A 17442-nucleotide genomic window follows, 5' to 3' on the forward strand; every position below is an offset into this window, starting at 1 on the left:
GGCTTTTCCTTGTCGATGGTTCAGCGCTTGCCCTTCTTCCCTTGGATGCTGGTGATCTGTTGGGAGGCGACGTTTCCCTGGCCCATCGCGGCGTTGAAGGCGCTGCCGACGTTGTTGAACTGGATGCCGCCGCTGGCCAGGGCCGCGGGCAGATGCGGCAGCGGGCCGAAGTTGCTCATCACCGGATCGAAGAAGCCGTCGGGGGGCGGGCCACCGTTGCCGGTGGTCACGCCCGGCTGGGGTTTCGGGACCGGAGCCTTGGCCGGCGCCGGGGCCTGAGCCTGAACCGGGGTGGGCGTTTGGCCGACGGGGGCCGGCACGGCCGCTTGCTCTGCGACACCGCCACCGGCTCCACCCCCAGCGGACCCGTCCGCACCCTGGATGATGAACTGCTCCGTCACGTTGCTGTCGCCGAAGGACAGGGCCAGCGAGCTGTCGAAGTTGTTCACGATGAAGGGGGCGTCGATGAAGGTGAAGTTCGGCACGATCGGTTCCGGCGGCGGCTGGCGGCTGGCGGCCAGCGCCTGCCCCTTGTTGAAGCCGCCCAGGAAGCCGGCGTCGCCGCGGATCTTGGCGATGGCCTGCTGGTGCGTGGCCTGACGGCTGACGTTGGGGTTGGTCACCGTCGCACCCGGAGGGGCGCCGCGCCGGACGGCGTTGACGAAGACGGGCTGGCGCGGCAGCAGCGGCGGCATCCCCATGCCCATCCCCATCGACATGCCGACCGCCGCGCCCAGCTGCGGGTTGACGGAGAAGCCGCCGGCATCCTGGGCGGCGGCGGTTCCGCCCAGCAGCGCCAGGGCGGCGAGGCCGGACAGCAGCGGCGCGAAGCGGCGGATGCGGATCATGGCGGGGCTCCTCTGTTCGGCGGTGTGCGCTGATCCTAGGGCGGGCGGGCGGGGAACCGCTGTGAGGCGGACCACAGTCGGGGCGCTTTACGCCTCTTCCTCAAAAGGGAAGTTCTTGCCGAAGGGGTGATCGGGCATCGGGGCGGCCTGCGGGGGCATCGGCGGCATCGGCATCGGCTTCAGATCCGGCTGCGACGGGCCGCGGCGGCAGGCGGTATGGCCGTTGACGGTCTCGCAGGTCAGCGCGCCCGGCCCGGTCACGCAGGTCGTCCGGTCGTTGACCGTCTGGCACGACAGCGAGCCCGAACCGCGGCTGCACACCGTCTTCCCGTTGACCGTCTGGCAGGCGAGGTTTTCGGCGGCGGCGGTGTGCGGGGTTCCGGCCAGGGCCAGGATGGCGGCAAGCGCACCGAAGACCGGCAGGGCGAAGCGGAGCATGGCGGCAGTCCTCCAGTGAGGAATCCGGAAAGGGGCGCCGCCTTGCGGATTGGCGGCGCCGGATGGGGTGGATCACTGTGCCTTGAGCCTATTGGGCCTTGAGACCAAACAGATTCTGCCCGGCGGCGTTGCCGATGCCGGCGGCGACGTTGGTCGTCACCCCGACGTTGGTGTCGAGCAGGCCGCCCTTGCCGAAGCCGAAGGTGACGCCGGTGACGTTCTGCTTGGCCTTGTTGCCGATGCCGGCGGCGACGTTGGTGGCGACGCCGACGTTGGTGTTCACCAGCGACCCGCCGGTGCCCTGCTGCATGGTGAAGACGTTCTGCTTGGCCTTGTTGCCGATTCCCGCCGCAAGGTTCGTCGCGACGCCGACGTTGGTGTTGGAGAGCGACGGCGCCGCGGCGAAGGGACTGCCGAAGCCCGGCTGCATCATCATCGGGTTGACTGGCATGCCGCCGGTCTTGAGGTCGTTGGCGAAGGCGTGGGGAGCGGCGAGCAGCGTGGCGGCAGCGGCGGCGATCAGGGTCAGGCGGCGCATGGGCTGGGTCTCCTCCGGGGTGTGGGGCCGTGTGTGGCTCGATGTCCGTGGAGGAGAGGGTAGGCGGATGCCGCCCCCGCCGCTGTGGCCTGGGCCACAGTCGGGGCGTGATTCCGGCGGTTTGAGGGACGTTTTGCCCCCTCCCTAACCCTCCCCCGCTGCCGCAGGGGAGGGGACCGCTCTCCCTCCCCTGCGAAGCGGGGGAGGGCCGGGGTGGGGGAGAGTCGGCGCTCAGCGCGCGTGCTGATCCAGGAACTGGCGGCAGGAATCGAAGTCCTGGAGCACCGTGTCCGACAGCTCGACGCCCTTGCGGTCGGCGAGGCTGCGGGCGAAGGCGACCATCTTGTCGGTCGGCGCCTTGCGCCGCGCGCCGCCCGGCGGCGCGGCGGGGACCGCCGGGACGGGCGCGGCGACCGGACTGATCGAGTCGGGCACCTCCGGCGCGGCCTTCTTGCGGGTGCGGCGGGGTTTCTTCAGCGCTTCGCCGTCCTCACCGACCGTGGCAACCGCCGCCTTGCGCGTGCGTGGCCGCGGCGTCGTTCCAGCGGCGCGCGGGCTGGCGGAACGCCGTCGCCCGATTCCTCGTCCGGCGCGGATCGGGCCGCCGCGGACGCCGAGATCCACCGCCGGCCCTCGGTTGCCGACCAGCGCGCCGATCAGCCGCCCGGCCTCGTCGGCGATGCCGTCGATGACGCTGCGGAAGTCGGCGCGCCCGACCACCACCTCGTCCAGCCGCATTTCCCACAAGGCGGTGGTGCCGGGATCGACCAGCGTGGGGGCGGCGCCGCGCAGCGTCTCGAACAGCTGCAGCCCGGCGGGGGTGGGGACCAGCCACTTGCCGTCGGCGCCCAGCAGGTTCTGCCGCCGCAGGCCCTTGATGATCTCGGCGCGGGTGGCCGGGGTGCCGATGCCCTTGGCCTCCTTCAGCCGGTCGCGCAGCGCCGGGTCCTCGACGAAGCGCCAGGCGTTCTGCATGGCGTCGACCAGCGTGCCCTCGTTGTAGCGCGGCGGCGCCTGGGTCCGCTTGGCCTCCACCCGCGGTTCGGACAGGCGGGCCGGCTCGCCGTCGGTCAGAGGGGGCAGGGTCTGCTCCTCCTCCTTCTCGTCGGGCTTGCCGTCCGTCTCGGCGGAGCCGAAGGCCGCCTTCCAGCCGAGCTTCAGGGGGATGCGCCCGACCGCCCGGAAAACCACCGGCTTGCCCTCGACGGGCACGTTCATCAGGACGGTGGTCTGCCGGTAGTCGTAGTCGGGCATGACGGCGGCGAGGTAGGAGCGGCAGATCAGCGCGTAGAGCCGCTTCTCGTCGTCGCTCAGGCGGTTCAGCCGGCTTTCCAGATCGTCCAGCACGTTGACGTTGGGCACGATGGCGTGGTGCGACACGCCCTCCAGCGCCTTGTCGCAGAAATGGCCGGACTTGCCGCGGCGGATCACCGGGCGGGACAGGTCGAGATGGGCAAAGCCGCGCAGCCGGGTCAGCGCCCCGGTGATCGCCGGGACGTCGGCGATCTGGTTCTCCGACAGATACCGCGCCTCGGCGCGCGGGTAGGTGATGAGCTTCTTGCCCTCGCCGTCGTAAAGCTCCTGCGCGACCTCCAGCGTGCGGTCGGCGGTCCAGCCCCAGCGCTGGCCGCAGGTCTTCTGGAGCGCTGGCAGGTCGTAGAGCTTCGGCGGGGCCTGCCGCCGGTCCTCCACCGTCACCGACAGCGGGCCGCCATGGCCGTCGGCGGCGCGGGCGATGGCCTCGGCGCGGGCGCGGTCCTTGATGCGGTCCTTCGGCGGCGGGGCGTGGCGCATCAGGAAGGAGCCGCCCGCGGCGGTGGCCGTCGCCACGACCTCGAAATAATCCTCCGGCTTGAAGTTGCGGATATCCAACTCGCGCAGGCAGACGATGGACAGGGTCGGGGTCTTCACCCGCCCGATGCCGATCACCCCGCGCGTCCCCGGCGCCAGCAGCGTCTTGGTCGCCGTGCGGGTCAGGGAGAGGTTGAAGATCTGGTCGGCCTGCTGGCGGGCCACCGCCGCCTCGTAGAGCGGGCGAAGCTCGGTGTTCGGCTTCAGCTTCGCGAAGGCGTCGCGGATCGTCTTGGGGTCCTGGGCGGTGAACAGGGCGCGCTGCACCCGCCCGCGGAAGCCCAGATGCTCCAGGATCTCCTGGCCGATCAGCTGCCCCTCGCGGTCGCAGTCGGTGGCGAGAATGACCTGGTCGCAACCCTTCAGCGCCGCCTTGATCGCCGCCAGCTTCGCCGTTTTGTTACCGCCGCTGTCCGGCCGGGTCGGGTAGAGTCCGTCCGGCTTCAGCAGGGTGGGCGCCCAGCGCTTCCAGTCCGGGTTGACCTCGTCCGGTTCGGCCAGACGCAGCAGGTGCCCCTCGGCCGGCAGGATGCGCCCGTAGCGATCCCCCAGCGCGGCGTGCAGGTCCTTTGCCTGACTGGATTTTTCCGTGATGATGAGCGTGGCCATGGCTGCCATGGTAAGACGAACATGAAAACGTATCAAGAACACATGATGGCCATTCTGAGCGGTTTTCTGATCGCGGTGCCGCTTCTCGCCGCCGCCCTCCCGGCGGCGGCGCAGAACCCGCTGCTGCCGGGGATCGGGGCGAAGGACCGGCGGGTGGTGGTGGACGCCACCCACGCGCCGTGGAACAGTCTCGTCAAGGTGCAGAGCAATCTCGGCGCCCGCTGCACCGGCGTGCTGGTGGCGCCGCGCCGGGTGGTCACCGCCGCCCACTGCCTGATCAACCGGGCGCAGCGCTTCCTGCCGGCCTCCTCCCTGCACGTGCTGTTCGGCTACGAGCGCGGTGAGTACCGGCAGCACCGCGCCGTCGCCGCGCTGGAGACCGGCGGCCCCTACGACACCGAGCGGCGGCTCGACGGGCTGGTCGGCGACTGGGCGGTGCTGACGCTCGACGGCGACGCGCCGGAGGGGATGCCGCCGCTGCCGCTCGCCCGAGTCCCGCCGGACGCCGGCACGCCGCTGATGCTGGGCGGCTACAGCCAGGACCGGGCGCACCTCGTCACCGCCGACACCGGCTGCGCGGCGCGCGGCATCAACGATACCGACCGCGGACCGCTGCTGGTCCACGACTGCGACGGCACGCGCGGGGTGAGCGGGGCGGCGCTGCTGGTGCGCACGCCCGGCGGGGATGGGGGCGCGGACGGGGCGGGGGAGGGCTGGGCGGTGGCCGGCATCGCGGTCGCCGCGGTCAGCGGCCCCAACCCCCGCAACATCGCCGTGCCGAGCGCCGCTTTCGTGGCCGCGGTCGAGGGAAATACGCCTTCTTTGCGGTGATGCACGGGCGCGGGGCAGCTTTGAGCGGTGGCGCCTCATTTTTTGCTAGGCCGGTGGACGTGAATCGCATAGACGTACGCGCGTTCAAGACCCCGTAACCGGAGCCGTACCGATGTCGATCCAGCGCTTCCATTCCGGACCGCGCATGAGCCAGATGGTCATCCACAAGGACACGGTCTATCTGGCCGGCCAGGTGGCCAACGATCCGACTCCGGACGTGGAGACGCAGACCCGCCAGATCCTGGGCCAGATCGACGCCCTGCTGGCCGAGGGCGGCTCCGACAAGAGCAAGCTGCTGTCCGCCACCATCTATCTGACGGACATGTCCACCTTCGGCGCGATGAACAAGGCGTGGGAAGCCTGGGTCGATACGACCAACCCGCCCGCCCGCGCCACCGTGGAAGCGAAGCTCGCCGCGCCGGAGTACCTCGTTGAAATTCAGGTGACGGCGGCCAAATAAGCTGCGTGACGGGGCGACCCGGCTCCCTCGGTTGGGGTTTGCCGGCGTGGCCCACCAGACTGTGAGGGCCGCGTGCTTCGAAAAAATCCGGAAGGCTTGACCTTCCGGATTTACAGAACGTTAATCACGCCTTAACAGATCATCCGTAAAACCCCGACCAACCTCTGCCGCCGGAGCGGACGACCGTCGTTGCGCTTCGATAGCTGCGTTACAGTAATGGATTCGCAACATGCCGCGCCAAACGCCTCTTTCTGACATCCGGAACATCGGCATCATCGCCCACGTCGATGCCGGCAAGACGACGACCACCGAGCGCATCCTGTACTACACCGGTCGTAAGCACACGATCATCGACGTGCACGAGACGAAGGACCTGAAGTCCTCGACGACGACCGACTACATGGAGCAGGAGCAGAAGCGCGGCATCACGATTCAGTCGGCTGCCGTCTCGACCTTCTGGCGCGGCAAGAAGATCAACGTCATCGACACCCCGGGCCACGTGGACTTCACCATCGAGGTGAACCGCTCGCTCCGCGTGCTCGACGGCGCGGTCGTCGTGTTCGACGGCGTGGCCGGCGTTGAGCCGCAGTCCGAGACCAACTGGCGCCTCGCGGACAACTACAACGTCCCGCGCATCTGCTACGTCAACAAGATGGATCGTTCGGGTGCGAACTTCCAGCGTTGCGTCGGCATGATCAAGAGCCGCCTGAACGCCCGCCCGGTCTGCATCCAGGTTCCGCTGGGCTCGGAAGACAACTTCCGCGGCATGGTCGACCTGATCGAGATGAAGGCGTACGTCTGGTTCTCGGACGACAAGGACGCCAAGTGGGAAATCTGGGACATCACCGACGATCTGGCGAGCAAGCTCAACCTGACCGTCAAGGAAGACCTGGACAACATCGCCAGCATCCCGGCCCTGCGCGCCGAGCTGGTCGACACCGCGCTCGAGATGGACGACGCGGCGATGGAAGCCTACCTGGAGTCGGGTGAGGAGCCGTCGGCCGACGTGCTGCGCACCTGCCTGCGCAAGGGCACCATCACCAGCACCTTCACCCCGGTTCTCTGCGGCTCGTCCTACAAGAACAAGGGCGTCTGCCAGGTTCTGGACGCGGTCGTCGACCTGCTGCCGGCCCCGACCGACGTCGAGGCCATCAAGACGGTGGACGAGGACGGCAACCCGAACGGCGAGCGTCTCAGCTCCGACGACGCGCCCTTCGCGGCGCTGGCCTTCAAGGTGCTGAACGACACCTACGGCTCGCTGACCTTCGTGCGCGTCTACTCGGGCGTGCTGACCAAGGGCATGTCGGTCCTGAACACCACCCGCGGCAAGCGCGAGAAGATCGGCCGCATGGTCGAGATGTTCGCCGCCCAGGCCAACCCGATCGAGGAAGCCCGCGCTGGCGACATCATCGCGCTCGTCTCCCTGCAGGAGACGGACACCGGTGACACGCTCTGCGACGCCGCCCACCCGGTGATCCTGGAGCGCATGCGCTTCCCCGACCCCGTCATCAGCGTCTCGGTCGAGCCGAAGACCAAGGGCGAGCAGGAGAAGTTCTCCATCGCGCTCGGCAAGATGGTTCGCGCGGACCCGTCGCTGCGTCTGGAGACCGACCGTGAAACCGGCCAGACCATCCTGCGCGGCATGGGCGAGCTGCACCTGGAAGTGACGCTGGACCGTCTGCGCACGGAGTTCGGCGTGGAAGGCAACATGGGCAAGCCCCAGGTCGCCTACCGCGAGACGATCACCAAGCCGGTCGAGTACACCTACACCCACAAGAAGCAGACCGGCGGTTCGGGCCAGTTCGCCGAAGTCAAGATCGTCTTCGAGCCGCTGGAGCGTGGCGAGGGCTTCGTGTTCAAGGACGAGACGGTTGGTGGCACGGTGCCGCGCGAATACGTCCCGTCGGTCGCGAAGGGCCTGGAAATGCAGAAGGAAGAGGGCGTGCTCGCCTCCTATCCGACTGTGGACTTCCGCGCCCGCCTGGTGGACGGCAAGTACCACGACGTCGACTCGAACGCCCTGACGTTCGAAATCGCCGCCAAGGCCTGCTTCCGTGAGGCCCTCAAGCAGGCCGGTCCGATCCTGCTCGAGCCGGTCATGAAGGTCGAGGTCGTCACCCCGGACGATTACCTGGGCGACGTCATCGGCGACGTGAACCGCCGCCGCGGCACGGTGCTCGGTCAGCTGGAGCGTGGCAGCAACATCGCCGTGGAGGCCCATGTGCCGCTGAACGAGATGTTCGGCTACATCGGCCAGCTCCGTGGCATGACCTCGGGCCGCGCGTCCTACTCGATGGAGTTCAGCCACTACGAGCCGGTGCCGCGCAACGTCACCGACGAGATCGTGGCGGGCCGCAGCAACAAGGCCGCCTGATAACGGGCTGCTGCTTTCAGGGGAAGGGGCCGGCGAAGCGATTCGCCGGCTCTTTTTCTTTGTCCGGCGGGAACTTTGCCGGCGCCACCCCGGCGGGATGAGGGATTCTTCTTGCGGCGATACCTCTTTCGGATCAGTGTTGCCGGCAGGTGACGCATCCCAGTTTTTGGGAATGACCCAGCGAATCTTCTTGCCCGTGGCCTTGCTGGCCCTCCTGATCCTCGGCGCTTCCGGCCCCGGTTCGCGGGCCTGGGCAGGGCAGGAGGACGCGCGACTCGGTGGCTTGTTCCAGGACCTGCAGACCGCCGGCGACGCGGTCGCGGCGGAGGCGGTCGAGGACCGCATCTGGGACGTCTGGCTGGAGCATTCCAACGACGACCTGATCGTGCTGATGCATCACGGTGTCCAGAGCCTGAACGCCGATCGTTACGGCGAGGCGCTGGCCGCCTTCGACCAGGTGGTCGCCGCCGATCCGGCCTACGCCGAGGGCTGGAACAAACGGGCCAACGCCGAATACATGCTGGGCGATTACGACGCCGCGGTGCGCGACATCCGCCGGGTGCTGGCGCTGGAACCGCGGCATTTCGGGGCGCTGGCCGGTCTGGGCCTCGTCTACCTCGCCATCGACCAGCCGGCGGGGGCGCTGCGTGCCTTCGACGCAGCGCTGGCCATCAACCCGCACCTCGACCGCGTCCGCCAGCAGGCCGCCAACATCCGCCTGCGCATGGCCGGATCGGCGCTGTAACAGGACGTGACGTCCTAATCCCTCCCTGAAAAACTTTTAATCCGCCCGCAAGCCCCCCGTGACTCGGCGTCCGCTAGGTTCAGGACAACGAACAACGCATGCCAGTCACGGAGAGCAACCGATGTCCACCCCCGCCAACGCCGGACGCGCCCCGCGGTCGAGCCGGGTGCGGCGTACCATCGCCGCCGTCCTCCTCGGCACCACGGTGCTGACCGGTCCGTTCCTGATCGCCAACCAGTCCACCGCCGCGGCCGCCGAAAGCGCCCTGACGCAGAACACGCTGTCCCAGAACGCGCCGGGCAGCTTCGCCGATCTGGCGGCCAAGGTGTCGCCCGCCGTGGTGAACGTTTCCACCACCCAGCAGGCCAAGGCCGAGCGCGGCAACCCGCGCATGCCCGGCTTCCCGCCGGGGTCGCCCTTCGAGGAGTTCTTCCGCCAGTTCCAAGACCAGTTCGGCCAAAATGGCGGTCCGGGCGGCGGTCCGGGCGGCGGTTCTGACGACGAGTCCGAGGGCCAGCCGCGCGGCAAGGTTGGCTCGCTCGGTTCCGGCTTCATCATCGACGCGGCCGGCTATGTGGTGACCAACAACCACGTCATCGACGGCGCCGACGAGATCAAGGTCACGCTCCAGGACGGAACGGAGCTGCCCGCCACGCTGGTCGGGCGCGACGCCAAGACCGACATCGCCCTTCTGAAGGTGAAGTCCGACAAGGCGCTGCCCGCGCTGGATTGGGGCGACAGCGACGCCGCCCGCGTCGGCGACTGGGTGATGGCCGTCGGCAACCCCTTCGGACTGGGCGGCACGGTGACCAAGGGCATCATCTCGGCCCGCGGGCGCGACATCCACAGCGGTCCGTACGACGACTATCTCCAGCTCGACGCCGCCATCAACCGCGGCAATTCGGGCGGCCCGACCTTCACGCTGGATGGCCGGGTGATCGGCATCAACACCGCCATCTATTCGCCCAACGGCGGCTCGGTCGGCATCGGCTTCGCCATCCCCTCCAACATCGCCAAGCAGGTCGTCGCCCAGCTCAAGGAAAACGGCCATGTCGAGCGCGGCTGGCTGGGCGTGAAGATCCAGGAGATCTCGCCGGAAATCGCCGAGTCGGTCGGCCTGCCCCAGACCAAGGGCGCCCTGGTCGCCGAGGTGACCCCGGACAGCCCCGCCGCCAAGGCCGGCGTGCGCCAGGGTGACGTGATCCTGGCCTATGGCGGCAAGCCGGTGAACACGCTGCGCGACCTGACCCGCCGGGTGGCCGACACCAAGGCCGGCGACACGGTGGACATGACCGTGGTCCGCAAGGGCAAGGAAACGACCCTGACCGCCCACATCGCGCCGCTCCCCGCCGAACAGCGCATGGCCGCCGCGGAAGGGGCCGGTCCGGCCGCCGACAGCGCGGTGGAGACCGTCAACGGGCTGAAGCTGGCCCCGCTTGACGGCGCCGCCCGCAGCCGCCTCGGCCTGGGCGAGGGCGTCAAGGGCGTGGTCGTCACCGCGGTGTCGCCGCAGGCCGGTGATCTGCCTGTCCGCCCGGGCGACGTGATCGTCAAGGTCGGCGACCACAACGTGACCTCCCCCGCGGAGGTGACCAAGAGCCTGCACGAGGCCGAGAAGGACGGCCGCAAGGCGGTTCTGCTGCTGGTCAACCGCGGCGGCAACGAGAGTTTCGTCCCGCTGAAGCTCGTCAAGGCGTGACGCCGGAAAACACCGGCGCTCCTCATCCCCTCCAACGATCGGGGGCCGGTGTGACGGGGTGGAGGGTGTCCGTCATGCGAGCCCCCGCCGCGCGGACATCCTCCCCCTTTGTTTCGTTCGGCCCTTTCCCCTCCCCGGAGGGGCGAGGGCATTCACCTTTGGACTCGCGGAAGGATGCGGTAGACTCATGCTCATGAAAGTCCTCGTCATCGAAGACGACCAGCAGGCCGCCTCCTATCTGGCCAAGGGGCTGAAGGAGGCCGGGCATGTCGTGGACGCCGCCAACGACGGCAAGGAGGGGCTGTTCCTGGCCGGCTCCGAGCATTACGACGTCATGATCGTGGACCGCATGCTGCCGGGCCGCGACGGGCTGTCGCTGGTCGAGATCCTGCGCGCCACCGGCAACGACACGCCGGTGCTGTTCCTTTCGGCGCTCGGCAGCGTGGACGACCGGGTGAAGGGTTTGAAGGCCGGCGGCGACGATTACCTGACCAAGCCCTTCGCCTTCTCCGAGCTGCTCGCCCGGATCGAGGTGCTGGTGCGCCGCCGCAGCGCCGCCCAGCCGCAGACCCGTCTGGCGGTCGCCGATCTGGAGCTGGACCTGCTGTCGCGCACCGTCCGGCGGGCCGGCAAGTCCATCGACCTGCTGCCGCGGGAATTCGCCCTGCTGGAATATCTGATGCGCAACGCCGGCAGCGTGGTGACCCGCACCATGATGCTGGAGAATGTGTGGGATTATCACTTCGACCCGCAGACCAACGTCATCGACGTGCACATCGCCCGCCTGCGCCAGAAGATCGACAAGGATTTCCCGACGCCGCTGATCCACACGGTGCGCGGCGCCGGCTATAGCCTGCGGGCGCCGCAATGAGGATGGCGGGCCGGAAAGGGTGAAGGCGGCGATTCCCACCTTGCGCCTTCTGCGCACCACGCCGTTCCGGCTGGCCCTGCTGTATCTCGGCCTGTTCATCATCTCGGTCGGGGTGATCCTGGGGGTGGTCTACCGCTCCACCGCGGGCTTCCTGGAGGAGGAGATCGGCGCCACCATCGCGCTGGAGGTCGCCGGGCTTCAGGACCAGTACCGCAGCGCCGGCCTGCGTGGGCTGGTCGATTCCGTGCGCGAGCGCAGCGGCTACTCCCACACCAACTCCATCTACCTGCTGACCACGCCGGGCGGCGTCATCCTGGCCGGCAACCTGTCGGGCTGGCCCGACGCCACGGCGGGGCCGGGCGGCTGGACCCATTTCAAGATTTCCGATTACGGCGGGGTGAACAACCGGCCCTCCACCGCGATGGCGGTCAGTTTCGTCCTGCCCGGCCAGTTCCGCCTTCTGGTGGGCCGCGACATGAGCGAGCTGGATCAGCTCCGCGGACGCATGGTCGTGTCGCTGCGCTGGGTCTTCCTGGTGACGGTGGTGCTGGGGCTGGGCGGCGGCCTGCTGCTGGCGCGCGGCGCCATGCACCGGATCGAGGCGATCAACCGCACCACCCACCGCATCATGGCCGGCGATCTGTCGGGCCGAGTCCCGCGCGGCGGCGGCGGCGATGAGATCGACCGGCTGGCCGGCAACCTGAACGCCATGCTGGACCAGATCGAGCGGCTGATGACCGGCATGCGGCAGGTGACCGAGAGCGTGGCCCACGACCTGCGCACGCCGCTGTCGCGCCTGCGCGCCCGCGTCGAGCTGGCGCTGATCCGTGAGACCGACGACCCGGAGGTCTACCGCGCCGTTCTGCAGGACACCATCCTGGAGGCCGACCGGCTGCTCGCCACCTTCACCGCGCTGCTGTCCATCGCCGAGGCCGAGTCCGGCGCCAACCGCAAGGCGCTGGAGCCGGTGCGGCTGGCCGACGCGGTCCGCCTGGCCGCCGACCTCTACGAGCCGGTCGCCGAGGAGAAGGGCCTGACCCTGGTCACCGACATCCGGGCCGAGCCGACTGTGCGGGGGAACGAGCAGCTGCTGGCCCAGGCGGTGTCGAACCTGCTCGACAACGCCATCAAATACACGCCGGAGGGCGGGCGCATCACTCTGCTGCTGGAGGGCGTCGGGCCGGGGCAGTCCGCCCGCATCACCGTGGCGGACAACGGTCCCGGCATCCCCGCCGACATGCGCGAGAAGGTGCTGGAGCGCTTCGTCCGGCTCGATACCGCGCGGGCCTCGCCGGGGAACGGGCTGGGCCTCAGCCTTGTGGAGGCGGTGGCGCGGCTGCACGACGCGTCGCTGCGGCTGGAGGACAACGAGCCGGGCCTGAAGGTCGGCATCGTTTTCCCGCCGGACGCCGCGTGAGGCGCTCCACAAGAAAAGAGCCCGCCGTTTCCGGCGGGCTTCTGAGGTGACATCAGCGAGAATGACTCCTTGGCGTCAGACATGATATGGGGCGCCAACCGTCCGCGCGCATTCGGATAAGCGTATTAGCACGAAGGTGCTAGAGGCTTGGCGGTGCAACACTTCCCTGCGGGCGACGTTTGTCCATCGGACCGGCATGCCGGTGGCAACACGGCGGGAAGAAACGATGGACGCGACCAGACAGCCCCCCATTCAGGCCCCCATTCAGGCCCCCATTCAGGCCCCCATTCAGGCCCCCATGCAGGCTGGGGAGCCAACAACCGCCGGGCGGAACACCGCGACCGAACTGAAGCTGTTCACCTGGAAGATGCTGATTGCCGCCGGCGTGGTGGGGACGCTGTTCCTGGCCTGGCAGGTGGCCGACGCGCTGTTGCTGGTCTTCGCAGGCGTGCTTCTGGCGATCCTGTTCCAGCGCATCGCCGGGCTGGTGCGGCGCTTCACCGGGTTGCCGCAGGGCTGGTCGCTCGGCGTGGTCCTGCTGCTTCTGGCGGTGATTCTGATCGGCGGCGGCGTCCTGATGGGCCAGTCGGTGGTGAGCCAGTTCGACCAGCTTTCCCAGCAGATCAGCGGGGCGGTGCAGCAGCTTCCGGGTTCGCTGCGCGACCAGATCATGGAGCAGGGGCGGGACGCCTCCTCGTGGCTGAACCGGCTGCAGACGGTCGCCTCCAGCGTGATGTTCTTCCTGGGCGATTTGGTGGTGGTGATGTTCACGGCCATCTACCTCGCGGCCTCGCCCGGCGTCTACCAGCGCGGCGTCATCCTGCTGGTGCCGCCCCGCGGCCACGAGCGGGCGCGGGAGGTGATGGACGTGATGGGGGACTCGCTGTGGAAGTGGCTGATCGGGCAGCTTTCGGCCATGGCCATCGTCGGCGTGCTGACCACCGCGGGCCTGCTACTGCTGGGCATCCCGAGCGCCCCGGCGCTGGGCCTGCTGGCGGCGCTCCTGGAGTTCGTTCCGCTGATCGGCCCGTTCCTGGCGGCGGTCCCGGCGATCCTCATCGCCTTCGCCCAGTCGCCGCAGGAGGCGCTGTGGGTGGCGCTGCTCTACCTGGCGATCCAGCAGGTCGAGGGGAACGTCGTCATGCCGCTGATGCAGAAGAAGGTGGTGGACCTGCCCCCGGTCATCACCATCGCGGCCATCGCGGCGGGGGGCGTGCTGTTCGGGCTGATGGGCATGTTCCTGGCCACGCCCTTCGCGGTCGTGATGCTGGTGCTGGTCAACATGCTCTACATCGAGGACAAGCTGGGGGAAGGGCGGCACTTCCCCAGCGAGGACAAGGCGTAGGTCGGTTCCAGCCCTCAGGCCGCCTCCGCCCCGGCCTTGGCGGCGTCGGCGGCGGAGCGCAGGGGAAGCTCCTTCAGGAACAGGGTCAGCGCGAAGGACACCACCGCCAGTCCGGCGGCCAGCAGGAACAGGGTGGAGAAGCCGTGCTCGAACACCGACTGGGCGGCGGTGCGGGCGGCGGGGGCCAGATTGGCCAGGGCGGACGGGCCGCGCTCCATCACCTCGCGCCCGCTTATGCCGGGCAGGCCGGCGGCGTTCAGCCGGGCCTCGACATCGGCGGCGAAGACCGCGCCGAACACCGCCACCCCGACCGAGCCGCCGAGCGAGCGGAAGAAGCCGACCGACGCCGTGGCCGCACCCAGGTCGCGCCGGTCCACCGCGTTCTGCACGGCGACCGTCATCACCGGCATGACCAGTCCCAGCCCGATGCCCAGCGGCACCAGGATCAGCGTGGACCACAGCCCGCTCTCCGACACCGTCGGCGACAGGCCGAGCGCCAGATACATCAGCGCCGCCAGCGCCAGCCCGGCCAGCGGGAAGATCTTGTAGCGGCCGGACTTGGAGATCAGCCGCCCGCCGCCGCCCGCGCCCAGCACCATGCCCAGCACCATCGGCAGCAGCAGGAAGCCCGACGTCGTGGCGCTGGTCCCGGCGACGAGCTGCGAGCGCAGCGGCAGATAGACGATGCCGGCGAACAGCACCATGGCCGACACCGCGACCACCGGGTTGGCGACCGCCACCACCGGCTCGCGGAACAGGTGGAGCGGCAGGATCGGCTCCTCCACCCGCCGCTCGTGCCACAGGAAGACCCCGAGCATCATGAGGCCCAGCGCGCACAGGCCGAGGATCGTCGGAGAGGTCCAGGGCAGGGCGACCCCGGCGCGCGACACCACGAACAGCAGCGAGGTCACCGTGCCCATCAGCAGCGCCGCCCCCAGATAGTCGATGGTTGGCTTCGCCCGTCCCGCCGGCAGGCGGTCCAGCGCCCGGCTGGTCATCAGCAGCGCCGCCGCTCCCAGCGGCAGGTTGATGAGGAAGATCCAGTGCCAGCTCAGCCGTTCCGTGAACACGCCGCCCAGCAGCGGCCCGGCCACGCTGGACAGGGCGAAGATGCCGCCGATGTAGCCCTGGTAGCGCCCGCGCTCCCGTGGGGCGACCACGTCGCCGATGATGGTGAAGGCCAGCGCCATCAGGCCGCCGCCGCCCAGACCCTGGATGCCGCGGAACAGAATGAGCTGCCCCATGCTCTGCGCCAGCGCGCACAGCACCGACCCGATCAGGAACAGGAAGATCGCCACCTGGAGGACCCGCTTGCGCCCGTAGAGGTCGCTCAGCTTCCCATAGATCGGGGTGGTCGAGGTCGAGGCCAGCAGGTAGGCGGTGACCACCCAGGGCAGATTCTCCAGGCTTCCCAGGTCGTGGGCCATGGTCGGCAGGGCCGTCGCGACGATGGTCTGGTCCATCGCCGCCATCAGCATGGCGAGCGCCACCCCGCTGAACACCCGCATGATCTCGCGGTGGGTGAAGACGGCGTGGTCGTTGGAGGCGTCGGTCATGGTCTCGGTTCAGGCCGGAATGAGCGGTGGGGCGTACCATAGCCCCCGGGACGTTCCGCGCAAGGACTCCGCCATGAATGGCTGCTAATCTCCCTTTCCACAGTCCGGAATAGTCGCGGTAACCCTTGATGCTGAGCGTCCGCAACCTGTCCACCCCGGTGCTGAAACCCGCCAGTTTCCAGCTGAAGGCCGGCGAATGCGTCGCCGTTCAGGGGCGATCCGGATCAGGAAAGTCCGTGCTTCTGCGCGCCCTGGCCGACCTCGACCCGTCGTCCGGCGAGGTGTGTTTGAACGGCGATCGTCGCGATGACATGCCGGCGCCGCTCTGGCGCCGCCGGGTCACCTACGTCGCCGCCGAATCAGGCTGGTGGGAGGATCGGGTGGGCGCCCACTTCGCGCAGCCCGACCGCGCCGCGGCGCTCGCCGGGGCGCTGGGCCTGCCGGGCGATGTCATGGGCTGGCCGGTCGCCCGCCTGTCCACCGGGGAGCGGCAACGGCTGGCGCTGGTCCGCGCGCTGGTCCAGCGGCCTGAGGTGCTTCTGCTCGACGAGCCGACCGGCCCGCTGGACGCCGAGGCGACGGAGCGGGTGGAGGCTTTGCTGCGTGCTGAATTGGTCCGCGGGGCCGGGGTGCTGATCGTCACCCACGCGCCGGAGCAGGCCGTCCGGCTGGCCCACCGCCATCTGCACGTCGCGGACGGCGTGGTGACGGAGGGGTAGGGCGATGCTGGTGACCCTGCATTACACTGACCTCGCCGTGGCGGCGCTGCTCCTGCTGGTCAACGGCGGCCTGTCCATGGCGCTGGATCTGGGGCTGGCGCGCCCGCTGCTGGTGGCGGCGCTGCGGATGGTGGTCCAGCTGTCGCTGGTCGGGCTGGTGCTGACCCGGCTGTTCGCCCTGGAGTCGCCCTGGCTGACCCTGGGGGCGGCGCTGATCATGCTGCTGTTCGCCGGCCAGGAGACGATGGCCCGTCAGGAACGGCGGCTGACCGGCTGGTGGTCCTACGGCATCGGCACCGGGGCGATGGGGGCGGCGGCGGGGATCGTCCTGCTGCTCGGCCTGTCCACCGCGGTGCGGCCCGATCCATGGTGGGACGCGCGCTACGCCATTCCGATGCTGGGCATGGTGCTGGGCAACGCGATGAGCGGAGTGGGGCTGGCCCTCCACACGCTGACCGCGACGGCGGCGCGGGAGCGGGCGGCCATCGAGGCGCAACTCGCGCTCGGCTGCACCCGCTGGACGGCCCTGCGGCCCACCCTGCGCCACGCGCTGCGCACCGCGCTGATGCCGACGATCAACAGCATGGCGGCGATGGGCGTGGTGGCCCTGCCCGGGATGATGACCGGCCAGATCCTCTCCGGCGTCGATCCGGGGGAGGCGGTGAAGTACCAGATCCTCATCATGTTCCTGATCTCCGGCGCGACCGGGCTGGGCGTGCTGGCGGCCTCGCTGGCGACGGTGCGGCGGCTCAGCGACCGGCGGCACCGGCTGCGGCTCGACCGGCTGGTGCGGCGGCGGTGAGCGGAAGGAACCCGGACGGGAGCGCCGCCGTTGAACACCGATTGGTGTTCACCAACGACGGTGGGGGAGCGGGTCATGGCGCACATCGTGGAAATCCGGAACGGCGCGATCATCGGCAACGACGAGGCAACCGACGAGTATCTGCCCGTCGGAACCCACATCGCGCAAGCCGACGGATTTTATGTGAGCTTCGGCATGGATGTGGAGGGCCCCTACGCCCGCAACGAGGCCGAGGAGCGGTTGAACCACCTGAAGCGCGCCACCCAGGCGGATTTGGAGCGTCCGTAAGGCGGCTGACTTTGCCCCCACCCCGTCCCTCCCCTGCGGCAGCGGGGGAGG

At 69.4% G+C, this 17442-nt stretch carries 16 protein-coding genes; 11 read left to right on the top strand and 5 right to left on the bottom strand.

Annotation, left to right across the window (positions count from 1 at the left end; all coding sequences use genetic code 11):
* Window positions 1-20 precede the first annotated feature (20 nt).
* The 4 genes from FHW79_RS06590 to FHW79_RS06605 form a co-directional block, all read right to left on the bottom strand.
* Window positions 21-848: a hypothetical protein gene (locus tag FHW79_RS06590; protein ID WP_183178140.1), complete on the bottom strand. Its 828-nt coding sequence runs from the start codon at window positions 846-848 to the stop codon at window positions 21-23.
* Window positions 849-935: 87 nt separating this feature from the next.
* Window positions 936-1286, bottom strand: a complete 351-nt coding sequence (locus FHW79_RS06595) for a hypothetical protein (RefSeq protein WP_014240907.1) — start codon at window positions 1284-1286, stop codon at window positions 936-938.
* 88 nt (window positions 1287-1374) lie between these two features.
* The gene (locus FHW79_RS06600) at window positions 1375-1824 is read right to left on the bottom strand and encodes a hypothetical protein (RefSeq protein ID WP_137103235.1); all 450 of its coding nucleotides are present in this window, start codon (window positions 1822-1824) and stop codon (window positions 1375-1377) included.
* A 231-nt stretch (window positions 1825-2055) separates the two neighbouring features.
* Entirely contained in the window at window positions 2056-4284 is a 2229-nt protein-coding gene (locus tag FHW79_RS06605) for a DNA topoisomerase (protein ID WP_183178141.1), read from the bottom strand.
* Window positions 4285-4326: 42 nt separating this feature from the next.
* On the opposite strand from FHW79_RS06605, the gene FHW79_RS06610 reads away from it, so the two are divergent.
* From FHW79_RS06610 to FHW79_RS06645, 8 genes are all read left to right on the top strand, one after another.
* A complete protein-coding gene (locus tag FHW79_RS06610) occupies window positions 4327-5115 on the top strand; it encodes a trypsin-like peptidase domain-containing protein (RefSeq protein WP_247884192.1) in 789 nt (262 codons plus the stop codon).
* A gap of 112 nt (window positions 5116-5227) precedes the next feature.
* Window positions 5228-5575 (top strand): RidA family protein, encoded by a 348-nt coding sequence (locus FHW79_RS06615; protein ID WP_183178143.1) that lies wholly within the window; start codon window positions 5228-5230, stop codon window positions 5573-5575.
* A gap of 229 nt (window positions 5576-5804) precedes the next feature.
* Window positions 5805-7949, top strand: coding sequence for an elongation factor G (gene fusA, locus FHW79_RS06620; protein ID WP_183178144.1), 2145 nt, complete (start codon window positions 5805-5807; stop codon window positions 7947-7949).
* Between the two features lie 196 nt (window positions 7950-8145).
* The gene (locus FHW79_RS06625) at window positions 8146-8694 is read left to right on the top strand and encodes a tetratricopeptide repeat protein (protein ID WP_348984065.1); all 549 of its coding nucleotides are present in this window, start codon (window positions 8146-8148) and stop codon (window positions 8692-8694) included.
* Between the two features lie 121 nt (window positions 8695-8815).
* Window positions 8816-10393, top strand: a complete 1578-nt coding sequence (locus tag FHW79_RS06630; RefSeq protein WP_183178147.1) for a DegQ family serine endoprotease — start codon at window positions 8816-8818, stop codon at window positions 10391-10393.
* 193 nt (window positions 10394-10586) lie between these two features.
* A complete protein-coding gene (locus FHW79_RS06635) occupies window positions 10587-11264 on the top strand; it encodes a winged helix-turn-helix domain-containing protein (protein ID WP_035674886.1) in 678 nt (225 codons plus the stop codon).
* Window positions 11265-11283: 19 nt separating this feature from the next.
* Window positions 11284-12681, top strand: coding sequence for a HAMP domain-containing sensor histidine kinase (locus tag FHW79_RS06640; protein WP_183178148.1), 1398 nt, complete (start codon window positions 11284-11286; stop codon window positions 12679-12681).
* A gap of 226 nt (window positions 12682-12907) precedes the next feature.
* Window positions 12908-14026 (top strand): AI-2E family transporter, encoded by a 1119-nt coding sequence (locus FHW79_RS06645; protein ID WP_183178149.1) that lies wholly within the window; start codon window positions 12908-12910, stop codon window positions 14024-14026.
* 14 nt (window positions 14027-14040) lie between these two features.
* On the opposite strand, the gene FHW79_RS06650 is transcribed toward FHW79_RS06645, so the two are convergent.
* A complete protein-coding gene (locus FHW79_RS06650) occupies window positions 14041-15582 on the bottom strand; it encodes an MDR family MFS transporter (RefSeq protein ID WP_183178151.1) in 1542 nt (513 codons plus the stop codon).
* A gap of 128 nt (window positions 15583-15710) precedes the next feature.
* On the opposite strand from FHW79_RS06650, the gene FHW79_RS06655 reads away from it, so the two are divergent.
* The 3 genes from FHW79_RS06655 (at window position 15711) to FHW79_RS06665 (ending at window position 17391) form a co-directional block, all read left to right on the top strand.
* Window positions 15711-16301 carry an ABC transporter ATP-binding protein gene (locus FHW79_RS06655; RefSeq protein WP_183178152.1) on the top strand — a complete coding sequence of 197 codons (591 nt, stop codon included), beginning with the start codon at window positions 15711-15713 and terminating at the stop codon, window positions 16299-16301.
* Window positions 16302-16305: 4 nt separating this feature from the next.
* On the top strand, window positions 16306-17103 hold the full coding sequence (gene fetB, locus FHW79_RS06660; RefSeq protein ID WP_183178154.1) for an iron export ABC transporter permease subunit FetB: 798 nt from the start codon (window positions 16306-16308) through the stop codon (window positions 17101-17103).
* Window positions 17104-17178: 75 nt separating this feature from the next.
* A complete protein-coding gene (locus FHW79_RS06665) occupies window positions 17179-17391 on the top strand; it encodes a hypothetical protein (protein WP_014240891.1) in 213 nt (70 codons plus the stop codon).
* The last annotated feature ends 51 nt before the right edge of the window (window positions 17392-17442 follow it).

It is taken from the genome of Azospirillum sp. OGB3 (assembly GCF_014192915.1).
Classification (GTDB): Bacteria; Pseudomonadota; Alphaproteobacteria; order Azospirillales; family Azospirillaceae; genus Azospirillum.